Source organism: Cellulomonas sp. URHB0016 (assembly GCF_054057935.1).
Genome location: NZ_JBSRZU010000001.1, coordinates 377,082 through 398,640 on the forward strand (window position 1 = coordinate 377,082; position 21,559 = coordinate 398,640).

Genomic DNA, 21,559 nt, shown 5'->3' on the forward strand with positions numbered 1-21,559 from the left:
CGAAATCGACGGTACACCTGCGCCCACAGCGCTGCCGAGGCTCGCGCGACGCCGATCCGCACAATGCCCGCGCGGGCAGGCGGAGCGCACGGAAACCGTGCGTCTACCGCCCGAGCGCTATTGCACTGGCCGCGCGGCATACCAGGGGTGTATAGCAGGACGTGAGATCTCGCGACGCATGATCAGACGCAGCAAGGGGACGCTCGTGGGTGGGGCAGCCGGTGCAGTGGCATTTCTCCAGGTCGAGGTCGACGGGGAGGTCGAAGGGCAACGAGTCGACGACGCCGGCGCGGAGCTCCTCACCGCGCTGAAGCGGTACCTGCCGAGCGAGGCGATACCGGTCACGGTCGAGCCGGACGCCAAGGGCGTCGTCGCCGACCTGGCGGTGCAGCTCCTCTCGGCCGGCATCATCTCGGAGGTCGCGCAGGTGCTCCGCGACTGGTTCAAGAGGCGACCCAAGGACAGCGCCGTCAAGGTCGTGGACGCCGACGGCAACGTCGTCGTCGAGGTGACGGGGACGAACGTCGGTGACGACGTGCTCGTCGCGGCCCTCCAGAGGCTCGCGGACAAGCCGGCCGACTGACCTGGCGCCCGTTCACGTATCAACGGCGGGCGTCCAGGCCCCTTGGCAGGTGGGGAGAGTCTTCGGGCTGCGGTGGGAGGCGACGACATGGGACGTGAGCCGCGCAGGGAGCGGGTGGGCGCGGCGCCGGTGCTCGTGGCGCCGCACGGACTCCCCCAGGGCTGAGCGGCTGCGCTCATGGCCTATCGCGCGCTCCTGATCGGGAACAGCACCTTCCCGGACGACCCCACGCTGGCCGACCTCAACGGCCCGAGGAACGACGTCGAGGCGCTGTACGAGAGGTTGACGGACCCCGTGACGGGGCTCTTCGGATCGGGCGACGTCGCGATCTGCGCGGACGGGAGCCGTGCAGGGATCTGGGACGCCGTCGACGACTTCGCTGCGTCTGTGAAGCGCGAGGACACGGTTCTCGTCTACTACAGCGGGCACGGGATCGAAGCCGACGGCCGCCTCTTCCTCGCCGCACACGACACGAAGCAGGCCCGTCCGAGCACCGCGGTCTCGATGACCGACCTCAACGGCACGTTCGAGGCGTTCAGGGCCGACCGCCGCGCGCTGATCCTCGACTGCTGTCATGCGGGGGTGGGCAAGCCGAAGTCCGGTTCGAGCACCCTCGAACGGGTGCTGCCCAAGCTTCCCGGCTGGGTCCGGATGTACAGCAGCGGGTATGGGACGTCTCAGGACGGCGCGGAACCGACGTCGAAGAGCAAGTTCACCGAGGTGCTCGTCGAGACGCTGGATCAGCTGGTCGTCCAGCCTGGCGGCGCCTTCGTCACGGTCTCGAGCCTGTTCGAGGCCATGGCGCCCGAGCTGGACCGGCGGAACCTGCCGGTCAAACCACCGGAAGGTGAAGGCATCATCCCCATCGCGAGACGCCGGCGGGTCGAGGCCAGCGCCTTGGCGGCGGACCTCCCGTTCGTCGATCTCGACGAGCTCACGGAGCAGGACGACGAGCTGTACCTCGACATCCCGCGCGCGGACCACGTCACGCTGGAGGGCCTGACCAACCTCGCCCGGCTCACCGACCTCATCGAGCTGACCCAGCGGCTCGCCGCACAGCAGGCGGACGAGACCGCTCTGCGACGGGTCGATCTCGCGCGCAACTTCCTCGGGGAGCGGCTGGTCGTCCCGTGGCTCGGCAGGCTGAGCACGATCCCGCGTCAGCCGAACACCCTCGTGCGCCTCCGGATCCGGCAGGAAGGCGGCCTCGACGACGGCCTTGCGGGGCTGCCCTGGGAGCAGCTGCGCCTGCCCCAGCGCATCGAGTCGGTCGGAGGCTCGGCGGTCCTGGGCTCCGGGCCCCTGGCGCTCAACTCCCGGGTCGTTCTCGAACGGGCGACCGGGGTGCGGTCGGTGTTCACGGCACCGGAGCGCCCGATCGATGATGTCGTGTTCTTCGGCTCGCCCGACGGTGGGGCGGTCAGGGACGCCGACGAGGCCATCCTCGCCGACCTCAGGACGCTCGGGCTCAGCGACAAGCGGCGACCCTGGGCCGCCCTCGAGCGCATGTTCGTCCCCCAGGACTGGCCCCCGGTCCTCGTGCTGGCCCCGACGCTCGAGCTCGTCCAGGGCCTCCAGGTCCCCCTCGAGGAGGCCGTGGTGAACCTGAAGGTCGGGCCCGGACGCCAGATCACGGACGCGCGGTTCATCGACAGCCTGCCCATACCCGCCACCGGCGAGGCGGCGCCCTTCCGCGTCATCGTGCTCGAGACGTTCACGGAGGAGCGGAGCGCCACCGCCGCGCAGGCGACCGGGCTCCTGGCCCATCGGCTCGCCAAACGCGGTCTCGGCGACGTGGTCTTCCTGTGCCACAGCCGTGAGTTCGCCACGTACATGGAGCCGTCGGAGTACCCGAGCAGGGACGACGAGGGCACCCAGCGTGAGCTGCTCGGAACCTTCGTGGGCTTCGTCCTCGCGGCCCTCATGAAAGGACAGACCACCCACCGCGCGGTGTACGCGGCCCTCTCGAGGATGAAGAGTGCCTACCCCTTCGTCTGCGACACCGCATGCGGCCTGCCCGGTGTCTACGCACAGGACTTCGCCGAGCCGGTTGCCAGATCTGCCACCGAGTCCGCGCGCCCGGTCACGTCGTCGGTGCCCGGCCCTGGTGCCGTGCGCGTCCAGAAGGGCGTGCCGGACCCGAAGGAGAGCGCGGGATGAGCATCGACGTGCAGCCGCGGACCATCCGCGAGCTCCTCGGGGACCTCGCCGCCGAGGTCGCGCGCGCCGGTGCGACGCGGACCCACGAGGCGATCGACTACTACCGACGCGCCCTGGACGAGCCGGGTGATCGTCCCCACGCGACCGACCTGCACGCGGCGATCGGAGACCTGCTCGACCGCGACGGCGACCCGACCGGCGCGTTCGCGAGCTACCTGAGCGCCGTCGAGGAGAACGCCACCCTCCCCCAGGCGGCCAGCAGGGCGGTCGCCCTGCTCGAGCGCGTCCCGGCCCTCTCGCTCGACGGGGCCACCCGCGCCCGTGTGGCCGCCGCCGCCGCGGCCCCACGGGCGTCCGGAGCCGCCCTGCACCTGGCGGCGTGGCTGCGTCGGTCCGAGGGTGACCTGGCCGGCGCGGCTGCGTTGCTCGAGCGGGCGTGGGAGCGCTGGGACGCACGCGGCGCCCCCGAGCTCACGGCCGACCTGGTGGACGCGCTGCTGAGCGTGGACCGGGTGGGCGACGCGGACGGCGTGCTGGAGGCCCTGGGTGCGTCGGCACCACCAGCTCTGGTCGCCGAGGTCCGCCTGGCTCAGGGTCGCTTGTCGGAAGCGCGCGCGAGCGCTCTGCAGGCGGGGAGCCAGGGAGTGCACCTGGCCGCGCTCGCCGAGCTGGGCCTGGACGACGGAGGCGAGCACACCGAGGCGGCGTCCGGGTCGACTCCGGTCACCACCCCCGAGGGCGCGACGGCGACGGCGATCGTCGTGCACCTCGCGGCGCACGGGCCCGAGGACTACGAGAAGGCACGACGGCTGTTCGTCGACGGCGACTGGGGCGCTGCGACCAGCCCGGACGTCCTCGCGGTGTTCCGCGCACAGCTGCTGTTCGAGGGCGCGGGCAACACCGAACCGGCCGGGGAGGGGACGGTGACGGTCCGGACCGCCTTCGACGCGATCGACGAGGGCCGGAAGATCCTGCGCCGGATCGCACGCCGGAGCGCGGCGCCCGCCGCTCTGCTGCACCACCGTTGGCTCCGCAGGCAGCGGGCCGTCCGGATGAGCGACGACCGGTTCACCTACGCCATGGCGGAGCTGGTGGCAGCGCTCGGCCAGGACCCGGACGCGACGCGGGCGGCCGTCGGCGCGTGCGCGCGGCGGACGACGTCGTACGTCCAGGACGCCGCGCTGGACGAGCTCCTCGCACAGCTGGCGCAGTCGGAGGCGGCGCTCGGCGACGACCGGAGCGAACCGGCCGCCGCGGCGAAGGAGGCCGCTGCTCGCGCGGTGGACCTGACCGGGCTCCCCGCCCGCGCCTACGCCCACGCCCTGTCCGCCGTACGGTTCGCGAGCAGCCCGGCCCGGCGGCTCCTGCTCGCCGACATCGCCTGGCGCGCGTCGTACGACGACGCCGTCCCCGCTGCCCCGACCACCGACGGGAGCTCGCAGCTCGGGATGCTGACCACAGCGTTGGAGCTGTTCGACGCCGAGCGTGGCGAGTTCGACCTCGACGCAGGTTCCGAGCCCGCGTTCGTGCACGGCGCCCTCCGGTTCCGTCGGGCGGAGCTCGCGAGCGCCGCACCGTCGATGTCCTCGCGGGCCGACGCCTTCGGCGCCGTCCCGGGCCTGTTGGCCGCCGCACTCGTCGACGGTGCGCCGATCTGGCGGGTGGCGCACGCGGCGTACGCACTCGGTGAGGCGGGCCTGCGCGGCAGCGCCTGGGCCGTGGCGGTCCAGGCGTCGCGCCTGGCCCGCAGCACGAGCACGGACGTGGGTGTCGCCGCCGAGTGCGCGGCGACCATGGGCGTGAACCACCTCGCAGACCGCGACGCCGTCGAGCCGGAGCTGCGGGCGTTCGCCGAGACCGAGACCGGCCGGAGCGCGGAGAGTGCGAGATGGATGGCGTCCGTGCGCTTCCATCTCGCGGTCCGGACCGGCCGCCACGACGAGGCCTGGGCGCTGCTCCGCCCGTCGGAGCCGGTCCCTGGCGAGGACTCCCCGCCGTACGACGACGATCCGCCGGACATGGCCGCCGCCACCTGGGCGCGGTGGGACCGGTTGAGCCTTCGGCTGCTCCGTGACGGCATCGCGGCCCACACGTCGCGGCTCAGCGCGTTCGCCGACGACCTGCGCACGTCGGGCGACGACCAGTTCATGCTCGCGGAGCAGCTCCGCCTGCTCGGCGATCCTGCCGGCTCCGACACCGTCCTGGACGGCATGGAGCCCGAGCTCGCCTCGGACCCGAACAGCGCGCTGGAGCGCCAGCTCAACGCACTCGCGCGAGGTGACGCCGGCGCGGAGGCCGCTCTTGCGGCACTCGTGGGTACGGTGCCGTCGCCCGCCAAGCTGTGCGAGCTGGCGAACGTGTCCCTCCCGCTCTTCGCGGCCGCCTACGCCGCAGCCCGCCCTGCAGCCGACCGGCTGCGCCGGCTCGCCTCGGAGCGCGTGGACACGCTGAGGTCGCGGCCGGTGTCGATCCTGGAGGAGGTCGACCGCGTCGCCCTGCCGGACGACGTGCGCGCGGTCGTTCGTCAGCTGCTGTGGCACGTCGAGTCGTCCGGCTCCGCTTCGGACGCCGACCTCGTGGCATGGGCGCGCCGCCTCGGCGACCTCGCCGTCTCGGGCGCGCTGGCACCGGCGCTCGTTGCCGTGCGCTCGGGCGTCGAGCGCCGGCTCGCGACCTCCTTGGCGGAGCAGGTCACCGCTCGGGCAGTCGCAGGAGAAGGCGCCGACGACCTTCTCAAGCTCCTGTGCGGGCTCCCTGGATGGCCCGAGGCGCTGGCGACGTCGGTGAGCACACCGGCGAGCCTCTGGTCGGTGCTGGACGCCGTGGGAACCGCGGTCGGTCCCGTGCTGGCGGAACGGCTCTCCGACCGGCTCCACGAGCTCCTGGGCATCACGGGGCTGCCGGTCGACGTCGACACCTGGACGCGGGCGGTCCCGTTGGCCGTCAGGGTCGGGTCGGGCCTGACCCCGCACGTCGACCCGGACCAGGGAAGCACGCTCATCGCGGAGGGGATCCCCCGCTTCCAGGCGCGCGTGCTCGCCGAGCGCGGTCTGCGGCTGCCCGGGATCGTGCTGCGTGAAGGCACCGAGCTCGAGGACGACGAGCTCGTCGTCCTCGTCGACGACGTGCCGGTGCACCGGGCCCGCGTGGACCCGGACCTCCCGTCGGTCCACGACGAGATCCTCGACGCCGTCGAGCGCGGCGTGGGGCCGTACCTCCCGAGGTTCGTCGGCCCGGACGACGTCGCGGACCTCGTCGCCGAGTGGCGCGCCGCGGACGCAGCAGCGGTTCAGGCAGCCGTCCCGGAGCCCGATCCGCCCCTCATGCTGACCTGGGTGCTCCAGGCCGGGCTGCACGAAGGGAACGACATCGCCGACTGGCGGGACGTCCTGCACGTGATCACGGACGCAGGCGGCTTGGAGCAGCCCTTCGCCACGCTGGCGCCCGCGGTGACCCACGGGCTGCGCGCCGCCCGGCCGCCGCAGTCCGCCGTCGTCACCGTCCCGGAGGTCCTCCTCGAGCCGCTCCGGACGGACGGGGGCATCACGCCGGTGGCCTGGCAGAAGCTCGTCGGCTGGCTCTGGAACGTCGTGGAGGGCGCCGACGAGCCGGTGTCCATCCGCGTGGAGGACGACACGCTCCGGGACACGGTCGCCGTGATCGCCAGGTCCGTGTCCCCCGACATCGCGACCTATCGGGCGAGCGAGGCACCGCAGCGATGAACGAGCCGTTCGAGATCGTGCGCGACGGCGCCCCGGTCGCCTTCCCCCGCCAGTGGGCGCTGGACGCCCTCGCCTATGCGGGCGGCGAGCCGCCACGCCACCGGGCGATCCACACGGACGTCGCGACGGCAGTGGCGGCGTCCGAGCCGAGCGTCCTCGCCGAGGCGGTCGCACTCGTCGAGGCGGCCGTCGTCGGCGAGGCCGCGATCGGGACCGCCGATGCGGCACCCGACGAACGGCTCACCGTGCACGTCGAGCCCGGTTACCTGCGGTACCTCACGACCCGGCTCGACGCCGACGACCTCGGGCGCGTCCGAGGCTGGATGTTCGACGAGCTCGGGATCGTGCTCCCCCCGCTGCGCCTGGCCGCCGATCCTGCCCTGCGGCCGCGGGGGTACAGGTTCTCGTTCGGGCCCTTGACGACCGTGCCCCGGCTCGGCCTCCTGGACGGCTCGGTGGCCGTCCTGACCACCGCCTACCCGGCGGCGGACGAGGAGGCCTCGGCGGACCCGCCCGAGAACGCGAGACTCGTCACTGCGGGCGGTCGTGCGGGCTGGGAGCTTCCCGAGGAGCGCACGCCGGAGATCGAGGCGAAGGGATACTTCCCGTGCGGCCCCGTGTACCTCGTGATCGTCGATCTCATCGACACAATCCGATCGTGGGCACCCTGGTTGCATCGCCCGTCAGCCACCTCGACGCTCCTCGAGCTTCTCGCACGACAGTCGCCGGCGCTCACCACCCCGACGGAGGCCCTCGGCGCCGACGAGGTGCACCAGCTCGTCGTCGGGCTGCTGGGCGATGGCGTCACGGTGCGGAACCTGCGCCGCATCGTCGAGCTGGCGCTGCGGTACGACGACGTCCCGTCCGCGGCTCCGGACCGGCTCACGTTCGTGCGCTGGGGGCTGGCCGAGGAGATCGGCGCGTCGGTCGCACGCCGGACGGACACGGCGGTCGTCTACCTGCTCTCCAGCGACCTGGAGGCGGAGGCGGGCGACCGGCTCCGTGCTGCTGCCGAGGCCGAGCTCCGCCAGCTCGGCGCGGCCTCCGTGCCGGCGATCCTGACCGAGGACCACCGCAGGTGCGCGGTCCGGGACGCCGTGCGGTCGATCGTGCCCAGCATCCAGGTCGTCGGCTTCAGCGACCTGCCCGACCATCTCAACGTGCAGCCGGTCGCGCGGCTCGGCGGCTGAGAGCGGCCCTCGGACCCAGGAGGTGAGTGGCATGGAGAGAGCCGATCGGCTCGGCTTCGGCAGGTGCCCGTGCGGCGGGTCCTATACGAGATCGCTGGTCCAGATCGCCTTCGGTGAGGACAAGGATCCCCTGACCGACGTCCCCCAGGGGCGCTGTCCGGTGTGCGGCGGCTGGGTCTACCGCACCCCGCAGCTCGCCGTCGTCACGGCGGCCTTCGTCGGCGGTCGTGTCACACCGAGGCGGCCCGTCTGGTAGCGCGCCGTCCGGCAGCCGCGGGCGGTTGCACGCCTACGGGTGCGGCCGGGTGTGGTGCATGAGTACGCAGGCCGGCCCAGAGGAACCGGAGAGGCCGGTCGGCCTCAGGGCATCGTGGCGGCGGACTGGAACGCGACCTCGAGCTGAACGGCGCGCCTCGCCCGTCCGGGACCGAGGTCCCGCGACACGGGGGCTGCGACGAGCGGACGCTGGAGGGAGCGCGGCGGTACGCCGGCAGACGTCCGGCCTGGTCCGGCGCGGAACGGGGATGCGACTCATGCGTACCGACGGACCGGTGGTCGTCGCGCTGGACGGCGCGCCGCACAGTGCTCAGACGCTCGAGTGGGGCGTCATGGAATCGGTCAGGCGGAGGGCGGCGTTGCTGCTGGTGCGCGTCGTCGACGACACCTGGCAGATGTCGTCCTGGGCCGGGTACCCGCTGCCCGGGCAGACCGACCTGGACATCGAGGTCGAGCAGTACCTGACGGAGCAGGCGAAGCTCGTCGAGGAGCGCCACCCCGGGGTCCGGGTCGATACGCGCACGATCCACGGCCAGGTCGTGCCTGGGCTGCGCGAGCAGAGCGTCGGCGCCCAGCTCTTGGTGGTCGGCGCGCACCTGCGGACACGACGGGCGCGGAGCGGCTCGACGGGCGTGCACGTCGCCGCGCACGCCCAGTGCCCGGTGGCCGTCGTCCGCTCCCAGGTCCAGACGTCGTCGGCGGCCTCGGACGGGGCGGTCGTCGTCGGGGTGGACGGCTCGCCGGCGTCTCTTGCCGCCGCGCATCTCGCGGCACGCGAGGCATGGATGCGCGGTGGACCCCTGCACGTCGTCCACGCCCGTGCGTCGGTCCCGGACCCCCTCAGCCGGGGCAGCTTCGCCCCGGTGGCGGCCGGCGACGAGCACGACCCCGTCCACCAGGCCGCGGTGGCCGTGACCGACGCGCTGCGCGCCGAGAACGACGGGCTCGCCGTGGACCTGACGCTCGTCGACGACGACCCCGCTGACGCACTCGTCCGGCTCGCAGCGGACGCCGCGCTGCTGGTGATCGGGTCACGAGGGCTGGGCACCTTCCGCGGCATGCTCCTCGGCTCGGTCAGCAGCGCGGTGGTCCGCGAGGCGACGGTCCCCGTCGTCGTCGTGCACGACAGTCCCTGAGGCACTGACGCGTCAGTACGAGTGAGGTCCCGGCTCCATGCGGAGGCGGGACCTCGCCGTGCGCGGCGTCACCGGGTCGCCCTCGTCGGCTCAGCCGGCTCAGCCGTCCACGTCGCCGGACTGCTCCGTGGAGACCCTGTCGTCCCAGGCGGCCCGAGCCCCGGACTCACCGGCGCGCACCACCGCGACGATCGTGCCGACGGCGACCACGACGGCCAGGATCCCGCCGACCATCGCGAGCCGGCGCTCGCGCCCGGCGCGCGCCCCACCACGGGCGTCGAGGTAGCGGCCCCAGAGCCAGATCCCCACCGACAGCGCAGAGAGCGCGAGCGCCCACGGGAGGATCTGGTCGCCCAGCTCGGCGTGCTCCTCGACCAGGTCCGTGTGGGGCACGTGCCCCTCGAGCCACTCGCCGTAGTGCGTCGTGAGCGGCACCAGGACGGTGACGCCGACGGTGAGCAGCGGGGTCAGCACTCCGAGCCTGCGCCGCAGGGTCGGCCACCACGCGGTCACTGCCACCAGCAACGCGGCGAGCGGCAGGAGGACCACCACCGCGTGGATCAGCAGGATGTGGGTGGGTAGACCGTTGACCTCGTTCACGCCGACCTCCGTCGTGGGGATGCCCGAGGAACGCTACGGGCGGATTCTCAGAGGTTTCTCACAGGCAGCGGGCGCGATCGGACATGCGTTCCGAGAATCCTCTGAGAACGCCGCGACAGGCTGGTCGACATGGCCACCACCACCGCCCATGTCGCACGTCCGACAGTCCCTATGTCTGTCTCGGTCCCTGTCCGTGTGGCACAGCGGCCGGTACGGCGGCCGTCGGGAGCGCTCGTCGCGGTGTGGGCCGGCTCGCTCGGGGTGCTCGGGTTCTGGTGGCTGAGGACGTCCCCGCTCGTCGGTGCGACGCCCGGGGGTGCGGTGACGAGCCTCGGTGAGCTGGCCGGGCTGCTCGGGTCGTTCCTGGTGTGTGCCCAGCTGCTGCTCGTCGCGCGGGTGCCGTGGTTCGAGCGGTCCGTCGGGCTCGATCGCCTCGTGTCCTGGCACAGGTCGCTCGGGACGAGCGTCGTCCTGCTGATCGTCACCCATGTCGTCCTCATGATCCTCGGCGGTGCGTGGCTGGACCGGACGACGGCGTGGGCTGAGGTGCCGAGCGTCCTGGCGACCCAGCCGTACCTCTGGCCCGCCGTGATCGGCACGGTGATCTTCGTCGCCGTCGGCCTGTCGAGCGCCCGCCTGGCCCGGCAGCGCCTGTCGTACGAGGTGTGGTTCGCGGTGCACCTGACGACCTACGTCGCGATCTTCCTGACGTTCTTCCACCAGGTCGCGGGAGGGACGCACTTCGTGTCGGACCCCCTCGCGCGGCTCGCGTGGATCCTGCTGTACGCGGGGACCGCGGCAGCGATCCTTGTGTGGCGCGTCGCCGTGCCGCTCGTCGACCACCGGAAGTACACCCTGCGGGTGACGGCGGTCGTCCCGGAGGGACGCGGGCTGTCGAGCGTGTGGCTCGGCGGCGCGGGTCTGGAGCGGCTCGGGGCGCAGGCGGGACAGTTCTTCCTGGTGCGCTTCCTGACGCGCGGGCACCTCGGGACGGCTCACCCGTACTCCCTGTCGATGGTCCCGACGGACGACAGCCTGCGCTTCACGATCGGCGCGCTCGGCGACCACTCGTCGGCCGTTTCACGCGTCCGGGCGGGGACGCGCGTACTGGTGGAAGGACCGTTCGGCCGGTTCACCGCGGAGCGCGCCACCGCTCCGAAGGTTCTGCTGGTCGCGGGCGGCGCCGGCATCGGACCCGTCCGCGCACTGGCCGAAGAGCTCCTGCGCCGTGGGCACGAGGTCGTCGTCATCCACCGCGCCCACACTGCCGACGGGCTGGCCCTGGCCGGGGAGTTCACGCCGTCACCCTGGCTGCGGTACGTCCCGCTGCCCGGCCGGCGGGCGCAGCTCGGCCATGACCCGCTGGCCCCCGCCCACCTCGCCCGGACGGTGCCGGACATCGCGGAGCGGGACGTGTTCGTCTGCGGGCCCGACGCGATGATGACCACCGTCGCCCGCTCGGCCCGCGCCCTCGGGGTGCCGGCCGCAGCGATCCACCGAGAGGAGCTCGGCTGATGGCCTCCCGACCCTGGCGAGGGACGTTGATCTTCGTCGGCACTGCCGCGGCCATGGCTGCGGCCGGTGCCGGCCGGTTCGCCGGCGTCGTGCCACACCCGGCCAGCCAGGCGCCTGCGGCCCGGGCGGCGAGCACCGCGGCGACCGACCCCGTCGCCCCGAGCGGCTCGACGGGCGTCGGTCCCGGCCCGACCGGCACGGACAGCGGCTCGACCACGACGTCCGGCACCGTGACGATCGCAGGATCCGTCGAGCAGAACCGCTACGGCCCGGTGCAGGTCGCGGTGACCTTCGCCGGCAGGCAGATCATCGACGTGCAGACGCTGCAGTCGCCGAACCGTGACGGCAGGAGCGTGCAGATCTCGGAGCGCTCCGTCCCCGTGCTCGCTCACCAGGTGGTGGCCGCGCAGTCGGCGCACGTCGACACCGTCTCGGGTGCCACCTACACGTCGCAGGGGTACCTGCAGTCCGTCCAGTCGGCGATCGACCAGCGGGGCTGAGACGTGCGCCGGCTGGAGACGGTCATGGGAATTCCCGTGTCGGTGGACGTGCGCGACGGCGACCCGGCCACGGTGGCCGCGCTGGTGGCGCGCGCGTTCGACTCCCTGCGTGCGGCGGACCGACGGTTCAGCCGGCACGATCCCGGAAGCGAGGTGAGCCGCTTCGGACGGGGCGAGGTGCTCGCGGCGGAGGCGTCCGACGACCTCCGCGAGGTGCTGCGCGTGGCGGGCCGGGCGTGGCGGGAGTCGGGCGGTGCCTTCTCGGTCCGTCGTCCCGACGGGTCCGTGGACACCGACGGAGTGGTCAAGGGGTGGGCCGTCCAGCGCGCCGCTGACCTGCTGGTGGCCGGGGGGTTGCAGCGCTTCTGCTGGAACGCCGGGGGCGACGTGGTGACGCGCGGTGAGCCGGAGCCCGGCCGCGGATGGAACGTGGCCGTGCGCGACCCGCTGGGCCGCGAGGAGTTCCTGGCCGTCCTGGAGGTTCGCGACGGTGCCGTCGCGACGTCCGGTACCTACGAGCGCGGGAACCACGTCTGGGACGGACGGACGGGCGCGGCCGCCACCGCTCTGCTGTCCGCGACGGTGGTCGCCCCCGACCTCACCACGGCGGACGTGCTGGCCACGAGCGTGCTGGCGCTCGGGCCCGACGGCGTGCGCTGGGCGGCCGGCGCCGGAGCGACCGCGGTGATCGCCGTGACTGCCGAAGGGCGGTTGCTCACCGACGGGGCCGGTGCGACGCTGCGGGCAGCTCGAGAGTGATCACCGCCCCTGCAGCCCCGCCCGGACGCGACGACGCCCGCACCGAGCCCCCGTGCTGGGACGCGACCTCCGCGACGAGTGCGAGCCCGATGCCGTAGTGGCGCCGCCCCGGGTCGGTGTTCGACTCGTTCCGGTGCGACGCGAACCGACGGAACAGGTCGGCCTCGTCTCCGGACAGGCCGGGGCCGTCGTCACGCACCGACACCATGACCCGGTCAGCCGCCACCTCGACCGAGACCTCCACTGTGCCGACCGCGTGGTCCAGGGCGTTGTCGACGAGGGCCGTCAGGGCCCGCCGGACCGAGGCTGTCGCGGCCAGGGCGACGGCCTCGGGCTCACCCGACCGGGTCAGCGTGATGCCGCGGTGCTCCCCCGACGCGCGCGCCGCCTGGACGACGTCGTCGGCGACACCGGCGACGTCCACCGGAACCGGGTCGACCGATCGGGCGTCGGCCGCCAGCAGCATGTCGTCCAGGACCGCCGTGAGCGCGGCGGTGTCGGCCAGGAGCCCGTCGACGTCGTGCTGCACGCGGTCCGGCGGCGACGTGCCCCAGTCGGCCGTCATGTGCCTGTTCAGCAGCTGGGCGCGCGTGGACAGCAGCGTCAGCGGCGTCCGCAGCTCGTGGCTGGCGTCGGCGACGAACCGCCGCTGCAGGCTCAACGCGGCCACCATCGGCCGGACCGCCCGACGGGCGAGCGCCGCGCCGCCGAGCCCAGCCAGGGCGACCCCGACACCGCCGGCGACGAGCATGGCCGCGACGAGCCGCTCCCGCTCCTCGTGACCGACGCGGGGATCGAGCGCCGCCTGCACGACGCGGTCCCCCGCGCGCCCCGTCAGGACCGTGAGCTCCCCGGCGCTGGTGGAGACGGTCGTGCGCACGTCCGTCCCGTTCTCGGCCACCTCGCGCAGTGCGTCGACGTCGGGCAGACCCGTCGGCATGTCGGCCGAGGTCTCCAGCGCACCGTGATCGACGACCGCGACCCACATGCCGGCAGGGGCGTCGTGGACGTCGTCGACGGTGTGGACGGCCGACCGCGCCTGAGAGGTGGCCGCAGCGTGCTGCGACCGGCTCACGATGACCAGGACCGTCGCGCACACCGCTGCCAGCACGACGAGGGCGAGCCCGGCGATCTGCAGACCCAGCCGCCACGACGTGCGCCGCACGACCTGTCGTTCGTGGGCCGTCAGGTCCGTCATGCGTCACCCAGGCGGTACCCGGAGCCTCGGACCGTCAGCACGCTGGTGCGGCCGAGCTTGCGGCGCAGGTAGTACACGTAGGTGTCGACGACCCCCTCGTCCTCGGCCTCCGGGAAGACGCGGTCCAGGAGGTCGGGGCGGCTGAACACGTGCCGCGGTCGCCGGGCCAGCACCTCGAGCAGAGCGCACTCGCGTTCCGTCAGGCCGACGGACAGTCCGCCACGGGCCACCACACGGGCACCGACGTCGAGCGAGCCTCCCGGCACCGGGATCGTCGTCGCCTCGTCGTGGTGCCGCCGGCGCAGGGCGCGCAGCCGCGCGGCCAGCTCATCGAGGTCGAACGGCTTGCCCATGTAGTCCTCGGCCCCCGCATCCAGGCCCGCCACGCGATCGGCCGGGTTCCCGAGCGCGGACAGGACCAACGCGGGCGTCTTGACGCCCCGGGAACGCAGTCGGACCAGGAGATCGAGACCGTCGATCGCGGGCAGGCCGCGGTCGAGCACCATGACGTCGTAGCTGCGGGTCAGACCGAGGTGCAGACCCCGCTGCCCGTCCGGTGCGACGTCGACGTCGTACCCTTCGCCGGCGAGGATCTGCTCGAGCATCGCGGCCAGCTGTCGGTCGTCCTCGACCAGGAGCAGCGGAACCCCCGTCCCCACGTCGCGTCGCCCTACAGGCCCGACACGCCGAGGAGGCGGCCGACCGAGTACGTCACGGTCATGGCCGCGGCGCCGCCGACGACCAGCCGCACCATCGCCGGCAGACGACGCGCACCACCGAGGCCAGCGCTGATGCCGCCAGTGACGGCCAGCGCGACCAAGACTGCGGCGAACGTCACCGCGACCCGGACGGAGGCGGGTGCGAGAGCGACCGCCGCCAACGGCAGGGCCGCTCCCGCGGTGAACGAGATGCCCGACGAGATCGCCGCGTGCACGGGATTGGTCAGCGCTGCCGGGTCGAGACCCAGCTCCACGTCCAGGTGCGCCGCCAGCGGATCGCGACCGGTCAGCTCCTCGGCCACTGCCCGGGCGGTGCCGCGCGAGAGGCCCTTCGCCTCGTACATCCCGATGAGCTCCTCCAGCTCGCCGTCGGGGTCGCGCTCCACCTCGCGGCGCTCCTGCTCGATGAGGGCTCGCTCCGCGTCGCGCTGACTGCTGACCGACACGTACTCGCCCAGCGCCATCGACACCGCCCCGGCGACCAGCCCGGCGATGCCGGCGACAAGGATCGGCCCGATGTGCACCGTCGCCCCGGCGACCCCGACAACCAGGCCCGCGGTCGAGATGATGCCGTCGTTCGCGCCCAGCACCCCGGCGCGCAGCCAGTTCAGACGTGCCGCGTCCATGCCCCGACCGTCGTCGACGAGCCGGGCCGCGCGTTCGCCGGACTCGGCCACGGTCCCGACGGTAGGCCGCTCGACGGCGTGCCGCCACGAAGGTGTGGCTTTCCTCTCTCTCGGCTTCGAACCCAGGAGGGCTCGACGAGACTTCCGGCCGGAGGCGATCAAGACGATCTCGGGCGCGCTGGTCACGATCATTCACGGCGACGGTACGAGCCAGCTCAAGGAGTCGACGCACCACCACGACGATCCCGACCCGTGGAGGTGCTCGACGACACTGCGGCGGCGACCGTCGGCGCCGCCGCAGTGTCGGTGTACCGGCTACCCGACCGCCACGGTGCTGCTGTAGGTGTCGTTCGCGTCCGGGTCGGCCTCGGTGTGGTTGTCGAACACGTGGTCCCACGACGACGACCAGCCGGCCACCGATACGCGCACGAGGTCGTGCGCCACGTTCGGGAAGGCCCTCGTCGGCTTGAAGAAGATCGGGCCGGTGGCCCAGGTGACCGGCTCGTCCGGGTGGTGGGCGGGCAGGTCGTCGAAGAACCCGGCACTGGTCGTGAGCGAGCCCACGTACGTGGCGGCCGCACCGTTGCCCTTGACCAGCGTGCCGTTCAGGCCCTCGACCAGGAACTGGACGTCCGCCATGTCGAGCATCCCGGTGTTGGTGGCCTGGAAGCGGAACTCCACCTCGTCGTCGTCGTTGATCGCCGGGCCCGGCCAGCTGACGTCGATGATGTCGATGGTCACGTACGTGCTGGGGTAGTTCTTGATGTCGTTGTAGACGTCATCCAGAGCAGTCATCGTGGTTCTCCTCGGTGGGTGTCGGGCCGCGTGTCGACCCGATGCCAGAGATGAGCTCTCCGGGGTCGCGCTGATCGGTGGGGAAACCCCAGCCGAGCCCTCCAGATCGACGACGACGAGGCGCACCCCTGCCGCGGCGCACCACGTGTTCACGACGACGGCTGGCCGCCGCTCGACCCGCGCAACATCAGCCGATGGTTCACAGCGCCGGCGAAGCGCGGAGGGGTCGAGGGGTCGATGCATGCCGCACGGCACACAGCGCTGTCCGGCATGGTCAACGCAGGCGTCCCGCTCGCGGTCGTCAGCCGAGTCGCCGGACACGAGTCGATCACCATCACGATCGACGTCCACAGGCACGTCAGGGAGCCGTCAGCTCGCGACGCTGTCGACGCCGCCGCGGGTGCGCTCGGCCTCGGATGACTCATGGTCGCGCGAATGACTCATGGAACGTCTGAGACACAGGTCAGGGGCTGCCCCGGAAACCCGGAAACAGCCCCTGACCTGCGCTTCTACCTGTCGGGCTGACAGGATTTGAACCTGCGACCCCTTGACCCCCAGTCAAGTGCGCTACCAAGCTGCGCCACAGCCCGATGGCCCCCGCAGGAGCCTCGGAAACTCTACCCCAACGCCGCCCGTGCCCCGTCATCGACACCGGTGGTCGGTGCCACGATCAGCGCTTGCGCTTCTCCCGGACCCGCACGGAGATCGAGATCGGCGTTCCCTCGAACCCGAAGGTCTCGCGCAGGCGGCGCTCGATGTACCGGCGGTAGCCGGGGTCGAGGAACCCGGTGGTGAAGATCACGAACCGGGGCGGCCGGGTGGACGCCTGCGTGGCGAACAGGATGCGCGGCTGCTTCCCGCCCCGCAGCGGGTGCGGGTGGGCGGCGACGAGCTCGCCGAGGAACGCGTTGAGGCGCCCGGTGGAGATGCGCGTGTCCCACGACTCGAGGGACCGTTCCAGGGCCGGCACCAGTCGGTCGGTGTGCCAGCCGGTCTTCGCGGAGATGTTGACGCGCGGCGCCCACTGCACCTGGACGAGGTCCTGCTCGATCTCGCGCTCGAGGAACGGGCGGCGGTCCTCGTCCATGAGGTCCCACTTGTTGTACGCGATGACGAGCGCACGGCCGGCGTCGACGACCTGCGAGATGACGCGCGTGTCCTGCTCGGTCATCTTCGTCGAGGCGTCGACGAGCACGACGGCGACCTCGGCCTTCTCGATGGCCGCCTGGGTCCGCAGCGAAGCGTAGAAGTCGGCGCCGGACGTCTGGTGCACGCGCCGCCGGATGCCCGCGGTGTCGACGAACACCCACGGCTTGCCCTTGAGCGCCACGAGCTCGTCGACCGGGTCCCGCGTGGTGCCCGCGACCTCGTCGACGACGACCCGCTCGGCGCCGAGCACCTTGTTGAGCAGCGACGACTTGCCGACGTTCGGGCGGCCGACGAGGGCCACGCGGCGCGGTCCGTCGGGCAGCGGCGTGCCGTGCGCGGACACCAGGGGCAGCGCCTCGATGGCGGCGTCGAGCAGGTCGCCGGTGCCGCGGCCGTGCAGCGCGGAGACCGGGTACGGCTCCCCCAGGCCGAGGGACCAGAGCGCGGCGGCGTCGGCCTCGACGGCGGGACCGTCGACCTTGTTGGCGCACAGCACCACGGGCTTGCCGGACCGGCGCAGCAGGCGCACGACCTGGGTGTCGGTCTCGGTGACGCCGACGGTGGCGTCCACGACGAAGATCACGGCGTCGGCCAACGAGATGGCGACCTCGGCCTGCTGGGCGACGCGTGCGTCGATCCCGGCCACGTCGACCTCCCAGCCGCCGGTGTCCACGAGCGTGAAGCGGCGACCAGCCCAGTCAGCGGGGTAGCTCACGCGGTCCCGCGTCACGCCGGGCTTGTCCTCGACGACGGCCTCACGGCGGCCGATGATGCGGTTGACGAGCGTCGACTTGCCCACGTTCGGACGTCCGACCACGGCCAGCACGGGGAAGACGACGACGGGCTCGTCGCCGAGGTCGCCGACGTCCTCGGCGTGCAGGAGGGCGAGGTCCTCGTCCTCCAGCGCGTACTCCGTGAGTCCTGCGCGCAGCGCCCGCTCGCGGTCGGCGTCGCCGGTCTCGTCGGGCAGCACCAGGTCGGGATCGGTCTCGGTCATGCCCCCATTGTCCCCTGCCGGGCGGCCCCACCGCGCCGACCAGGCCGAGAGTCCGGTCACGGCCCCCGGACGACGTCTCTCACGCTGACCACGTGGTCCGTACCGCGCTCGACGACGCCACCACCGGCCGGCGTCAGGACGTCCGCTGCCGGTTCGGGTCGTCGGTCGGCAAGGCGAGCCCCGTGCGGGCCGCAGCCCGGTCGACGAGGTCGGCGAGCGCGACCCGGATGGCCTCGTTGGCCTCGACCAGCGCGGCGCGGCCGGAGGTCCCGGGTGCCCGCTCCAGCACGAGTGGCTCCCCGAGCTCGACGGCGAGCCGCCGGCGCAGACCGGGCACGTGGTTGACGGACTCGCCGGTCCGCCGGGTGCCGAGAACGGCGACCGGCACGACCGGAGCATGCCCGTTGAGCGCCAGCCACGCGACGCCGGCCCGTGCGCTCGTCGCGTCCCCACGACCCCGGTTGCCCTCGGGGAACACCCCGACGACACCGCCCCGCTGCAGCACGCCGAGCGCGGCGACGAGGGCCGACCGCCCGCTGTCGCGATCCACCGGGATCTGCCCGGCGGCGCGCAGCACCCAGCCGACGGGCCCGACGAACATCTCCTCCTTGACGAGGATGTGCGCGGGCCGAGGGACGACACCGGCCAGCAGCGGCCCGTCGATGACGCCCGTGTGGTTCGCGGCGAACACCACCGGACCGTCGGGGGGCACGTGGTGCGCGCCGACGACGTCCGCGTTCCAGACCACCCGCGCCAGGAAGCGTCCGATCCAGCGTGACCACGCGGGCCCGGAGGCCGACGGGACGTGCGGCTCGGTGCTCACGCGCGTGCGACGACGGACGCGACGACGTCGAGCACCGCCTGCACCGTCTGCTCGAAGTCGAGGTGGGAGGAGTCGACGGTCACGACACCGTCGGCGGCCACCTGGAACTCGACGACGGTCGAGTCGTCGGCGTCGCGTCGCACGACCTGGTCGCGCGTGGCCTCCACGGCGGCGGCGTCGTCGGTGCCGTGCACGTCCCGCGCGCGGCGGGCGAGACGGGCAGCCTCGCTCGCGGTGAGGAGAACGCGCACGTCCGCGTCAGGTGCGACGACGGTCGTGATGTCCCGACCCTCCGCCACGATGCCCCGCCCCCCGGAGTAGGACGAGGCGTCGCGCTCCGCCTCGATGGCCGCGCGCTGGAGCCGACCGAGCTCGGCTCGCACCGCGAGATTCGTCGCGACGGCACTCACGGCCGCCGAGATCGAGGTCTCCCGGATCGCTGCGGCGATGTCCGTGCCGCCGACCGTCACGGTGGGGGCGTCCGGGTCGACGCCCACCGCGAGGGGCATCGTCCGGACGGCGTCCGCGACGGCGGGAACGTCCTCCAGGGCGATGCCCTGGTCGAGGCACCACCAGGTCGCCGCCCGGTAGAAGGCGCCCGTGTCGAGGAACGCGAGCCGCAGCGACCGGGCGACGGCCTTGGACACGCTGGACTTGCCCGAGCCGGACGGTCCGTCGATCGCGACGACGAGCGGGTGCTGCAGGACCGTGCTCAACTCACCAGTCTCCATCCGCGGGCCGTCAGCTCCGCCTCGAGGTGCTCGACGCTGCCCGGCAGCACCGAGATCGCCGCCATGCCGACCGGTCGGCCGGCGGCGTGCTCCAGCTGCAGGTCCTCCAGGTTCACCCCGGCCTCCCCGACGTCGGTCAGGAGCCGCGCGAGCTCGCCGGGGGCGTCGGGGACGAGGACCGTGACCACGCCGTAGGTGCGCTGCACGCCGCCGTGCTTGCCGGGGATCCGGACGACGCCCGCGTTGCCCTCGGCGACCGCGCGGGCGATCGTCGCGAGCGCACCCAGCTCGACGGTCTCCGGGCCGGTGGCGGCGTCCGCGCTGGTCAATGCTCCGATGATGGTGTCCAGGTCGGTCCTCAGACCGACGAGCACCGGCCGGACCGCGGCCGCGTTCGCCGCCAGGATCGACGTCCACAGCGCCGGGTCCGACGCGGCGAGGCGGGTCACGTCCCGAAGACCTTGACCGGCGAGCGCGAGGGCCGCGTCGTCGATGTCGCGCAGCCGTGCGGCGACCAGGCTCGAGGCGACCTGCGGGACGTGGGAGACGACCGCGACGGCGGCATCGTGCGCGACGGCGTCCATCGCGACCGGCACCGCGCCGAGGTCGACGGCGAGCGCACGCACGGCGAGCAGCGCGTCGGGACGGGACGACCCGGAGTCCGCGATGACCCACGGCCGGCCGAGGAACAGGTCCGGCACCGCCGCCGACGGTCCGGACCGCTCCCGGCCCGCCATCGGGTGCGACCCGACGTACCGCGTGAGGTCGGCACCCGCGGCGCGGAGCTCGGCGAGGACGGAGCCCTTGACGCTCGCCACGTCGGTGACGACGGCGTCGGGGTGGGCCGCGAGCTCGGCGAGGACCACGTCGGCGGTCACGTCCGGCGGAGCCGCGACCACGACGAGCGCCGGGGGTCGGTCGTCCGACGACGGCAGCCGGCCCGCGCCCACGTCGCGGGCGAGTGCGAGCGCGGTGCGCGACGGGTCGTGCAGCACCACGTCGACGCCGCGCGTCGACAGGCCCAGCCCGACGGATGTACCGAGCAGCCCGGTACCGACGACCCGGACGGGTCCTTGCGTCGCGAGCGTCACATGCCCGCCTGGGTCATCAGCGAGCCGACCTCCGTCTTCGACAGCACACGCGTGCGGCCGGGCTTGAGGTCGCCGAGCCGGATCGGGCCGATCTGCGTCCGGACCAGCCGCGACACCGGGAAGCCGACCTCGTCGAACAGGCGACGGACCACCCGGTTGCGGCCCTCGTGCAACGTCAGCTCGACGAGGCTCGCCTGCGGCGTCTGCTGCACCACCTGGTAGCGGTCCAGGGTGACCGGGCCGTCCTCGAGCTCGACGCCCCGGAGAAGCCTGCCGGCGAGCGACGGGGGCACCCGGCCGTCGAGCTGAGCCAGGTACGTCTTCGCGACGCCGTGCGACGGGTGCGACAGCCGGTTGGCGAGGTCGCCGTCGTTCGTCAGGAGGATGAGCCCCTCGGTGTCCGCGTCGAGCCGACCGACGTGGAACAGCCGCTCGTCGCGGTTCGCCACGAACTGCCCGATCGACGGACGCCCGTCGGGGTCGTGCATCGTCGAGACGACGCCCTTCGGCTTGTTGAGCGCGATCGTGATGAGCGACGAGTCGAGCTGCACGCGGATGCCGTCGACGTGGATCACCGCGCTGACGGGGTCCACCCGGACCCCGAGCTCCAGCACCGGGTTGCCGTCGACCGTGACCCGGCCCGACGAGATGAGGTCCTCGCACGCCCGTCGCGATCCGAGGCCCGCGGCCGCGAGCACCTTCTGCAGGCGGACGCCCTCGGGGTCGTGCACGTCGATGGTCACCTCGGGCAGCGGACGCTGCGGCGGACGCGACTGTCGGGGCGGCCGGCCGGACGATCCACCGCGTGCCGTCGGACCGCCGGTGGAACCGCGGCGTGCCGCGGTCGCACCACGGGCGCCACCCGAGCCGGCCGCGCCACGCGACGGGGCCCCCGCACCGCCGCGCCCTGCACCGGCCCCGCCGCTGCTGCGCCCCCCGCTGCCCGAAGCACCGCTGCGACCGGCGCTGCCGCTCCGACCTGGCGCACC

Annotated in this window: 19 protein-coding genes and 1 tRNA gene; 9 read left to right on the forward strand and 11 right to left on the reverse strand. The window is 73.3% G+C overall.

Features of this window, described 5'->3' with window-relative positions:
• Positions 1–178 precede the first annotated feature (178 nt).
• From ACVW07_RS01795 to ACVW07_RS01815, 5 genes are all read left to right on the forward strand, one after another.
• Entirely contained in the window at positions 179–583 is a 405-nt protein-coding gene (locus tag ACVW07_RS01795; RefSeq protein ID WP_456817582.1) for an effector-associated constant component EACC1, read from the forward strand.
• Between the two features lie 177 nt (positions 584–760).
• Positions 761–2,743 (forward strand): caspase family protein, encoded by a 1,983-nt coding sequence (locus ACVW07_RS01800; protein ID WP_456817583.1) that lies wholly within the window; start codon positions 761–763, stop codon positions 2,741–2,743.
• Positions 2,740–6,465 (forward strand): hypothetical protein, encoded by a 3,726-nt coding sequence (locus ACVW07_RS01805; RefSeq protein ID WP_456817584.1) that lies wholly within the window; start codon positions 2,740–2,742, stop codon positions 6,463–6,465. Before ACVW07_RS01800 ends, ACVW07_RS01805 begins: the two co-directional genes overlap by 4 nt.
• Positions 6,462–7,655, forward strand: coding sequence for an FHIPEP family type III secretion protein (locus ACVW07_RS01810; protein ID WP_456817585.1), 1,194 nt, complete (start codon positions 6,462–6,464; stop codon positions 7,653–7,655). Before ACVW07_RS01805 ends, ACVW07_RS01810 begins: the two co-directional genes overlap by 4 nt.
• 533 nt (positions 7,656–8,188) lie before the next feature.
• Positions 8,189–9,067 carry a universal stress protein gene (locus tag ACVW07_RS01815; RefSeq protein WP_456817586.1) on the forward strand — a complete coding sequence of 293 codons (879 nt, stop codon included), beginning with the start codon at positions 8,189–8,191 and terminating at the stop codon, positions 9,065–9,067.
• A gap of 99 nt (positions 9,068–9,166) precedes the next feature.
• Here the strand turns inward: ACVW07_RS01815 and ACVW07_RS01820 are convergent, their stop codons facing one another.
• Positions 9,167–9,667: a DUF2231 domain-containing protein gene (locus ACVW07_RS01820; RefSeq protein WP_456817587.1), complete on the reverse strand. Its 501-nt coding sequence runs from the start codon at positions 9,665–9,667 to the stop codon at positions 9,167–9,169.
• A 129-nt stretch (positions 9,668–9,796) separates the two neighbouring features.
• Between ACVW07_RS01820 and ACVW07_RS01825 the strand changes: the two genes are divergently transcribed.
• From ACVW07_RS01825 to ACVW07_RS01835, 3 genes are read left to right on the forward strand one after another with little or no spacing between them, the layout of a single operon-like run.
• The gene (locus ACVW07_RS01825; protein ID WP_456817588.1) at positions 9,797–11,182 is read left to right on the forward strand and encodes a ferredoxin reductase family protein; all 1,386 of its coding nucleotides are present in this window, start codon (positions 9,797–9,799) and stop codon (positions 11,180–11,182) included.
• Complete coding sequence (locus ACVW07_RS01830) at positions 11,182–11,682, forward strand: FMN-binding protein (RefSeq protein ID WP_456817589.1); 501 nt, start codon at positions 11,182–11,184, stop codon at positions 11,680–11,682. The genes ACVW07_RS01825 and ACVW07_RS01830 overlap by 1 nt, the downstream gene beginning before the upstream one ends.
• Before the next feature lie 24 nt (positions 11,683–11,706).
• Entirely contained in the window at positions 11,707–12,441 is a 735-nt protein-coding gene (locus ACVW07_RS01835) for an FAD:protein FMN transferase (protein WP_456817590.1), read from the forward strand.
• Here the strand turns inward: ACVW07_RS01835 and ACVW07_RS01840 are convergent.
• The 4 genes from ACVW07_RS01840 to ACVW07_RS01855 form a co-directional block, all read right to left on the reverse strand.
• Positions 12,398–13,639 carry a sensor histidine kinase gene (locus ACVW07_RS01840; RefSeq protein WP_456817591.1) on the reverse strand — a complete coding sequence of 414 codons (1,242 nt, stop codon included), beginning with the start codon at positions 13,637–13,639 and terminating at the stop codon, positions 12,398–12,400. The two genes, ACVW07_RS01835 and ACVW07_RS01840, sit on opposite strands and share 44 nt — an antisense overlap.
• On the reverse strand, positions 13,636–14,298 hold the full coding sequence (locus ACVW07_RS01845) for a response regulator transcription factor (protein WP_456817592.1): 663 nt from the start codon (positions 14,296–14,298) through the stop codon (positions 13,636–13,638). The genes ACVW07_RS01840 and ACVW07_RS01845 overlap by 4 nt, the downstream gene beginning before the upstream one ends.
• A gap of 11 nt (positions 14,299–14,309) precedes the next feature.
• Positions 14,310–14,984 carry a VIT1/CCC1 transporter family protein gene (locus tag ACVW07_RS01850; RefSeq protein WP_456821009.1) on the reverse strand — a complete coding sequence of 225 codons (675 nt, stop codon included), beginning with the start codon at positions 14,982–14,984 and terminating at the stop codon, positions 14,310–14,312.
• A gap of 315 nt (positions 14,985–15,299) precedes the next feature.
• A complete protein-coding gene (locus ACVW07_RS01855) occupies positions 15,300–15,779 on the reverse strand; it encodes a hypothetical protein (protein WP_456817593.1) in 480 nt (159 codons plus the stop codon).
• A 105-nt stretch (positions 15,780–15,884) separates the two neighbouring features.
• On the opposite strand from ACVW07_RS01855, the gene ACVW07_RS01860 reads away from it, so the two are divergent.
• Complete coding sequence (locus ACVW07_RS01860) at positions 15,885–16,199, forward strand: tyrosine-type recombinase/integrase (RefSeq protein ID WP_456821010.1); 315 nt, start codon at positions 15,885–15,887, stop codon at positions 16,197–16,199.
• A gap of 96 nt (positions 16,200–16,295) precedes the next feature.
• Here ACVW07_RS01860 and ACVW07_RS01865 read toward each other — a convergent pair.
• The 6 genes from ACVW07_RS01865 to ACVW07_RS01890 form a co-directional block, all read right to left on the reverse strand.
• Positions 16,296–16,369 (reverse strand) — tRNA-Pro (locus tag ACVW07_RS01865).
• A gap of 80 nt (positions 16,370–16,449) precedes the next feature.
• Positions 16,450–17,925, reverse strand: coding sequence for a ribosome biogenesis GTPase Der (gene der / locus ACVW07_RS01870; RefSeq protein WP_456817594.1), 1,476 nt, complete (start codon positions 17,923–17,925; stop codon positions 16,450–16,452).
• A gap of 133 nt (positions 17,926–18,058) precedes the next feature.
• The gene (locus tag ACVW07_RS01875) at positions 18,059–18,748 is read right to left on the reverse strand and encodes a lysophospholipid acyltransferase family protein (protein WP_456817595.1); all 690 of its coding nucleotides are present in this window, start codon (positions 18,746–18,748) and stop codon (positions 18,059–18,061) included.
• Positions 18,745–19,479, reverse strand: coding sequence for a (d)CMP kinase (gene cmk, locus ACVW07_RS01880; RefSeq protein WP_456817596.1), 735 nt, complete (start codon positions 19,477–19,479; stop codon positions 18,745–18,747). Before cmk ends, ACVW07_RS01875 begins: the two co-directional genes overlap by 4 nt.
• A complete protein-coding gene (locus tag ACVW07_RS01885; protein WP_456817597.1) occupies positions 19,461–20,570 on the reverse strand; it encodes a prephenate dehydrogenase in 1,110 nt (369 codons plus the stop codon). The genes cmk and ACVW07_RS01885 overlap by 19 nt, the downstream gene beginning before the upstream one ends.
• A complete protein-coding gene (locus ACVW07_RS01890) occupies positions 20,567–21,313 on the reverse strand; it encodes a pseudouridine synthase (protein ID WP_456817598.1) in 747 nt (248 codons plus the stop codon). The genes ACVW07_RS01885 and ACVW07_RS01890 overlap by 4 nt, the downstream gene beginning before the upstream one ends.
• Positions 21,314–21,559 lie beyond the last annotated feature (246 nt).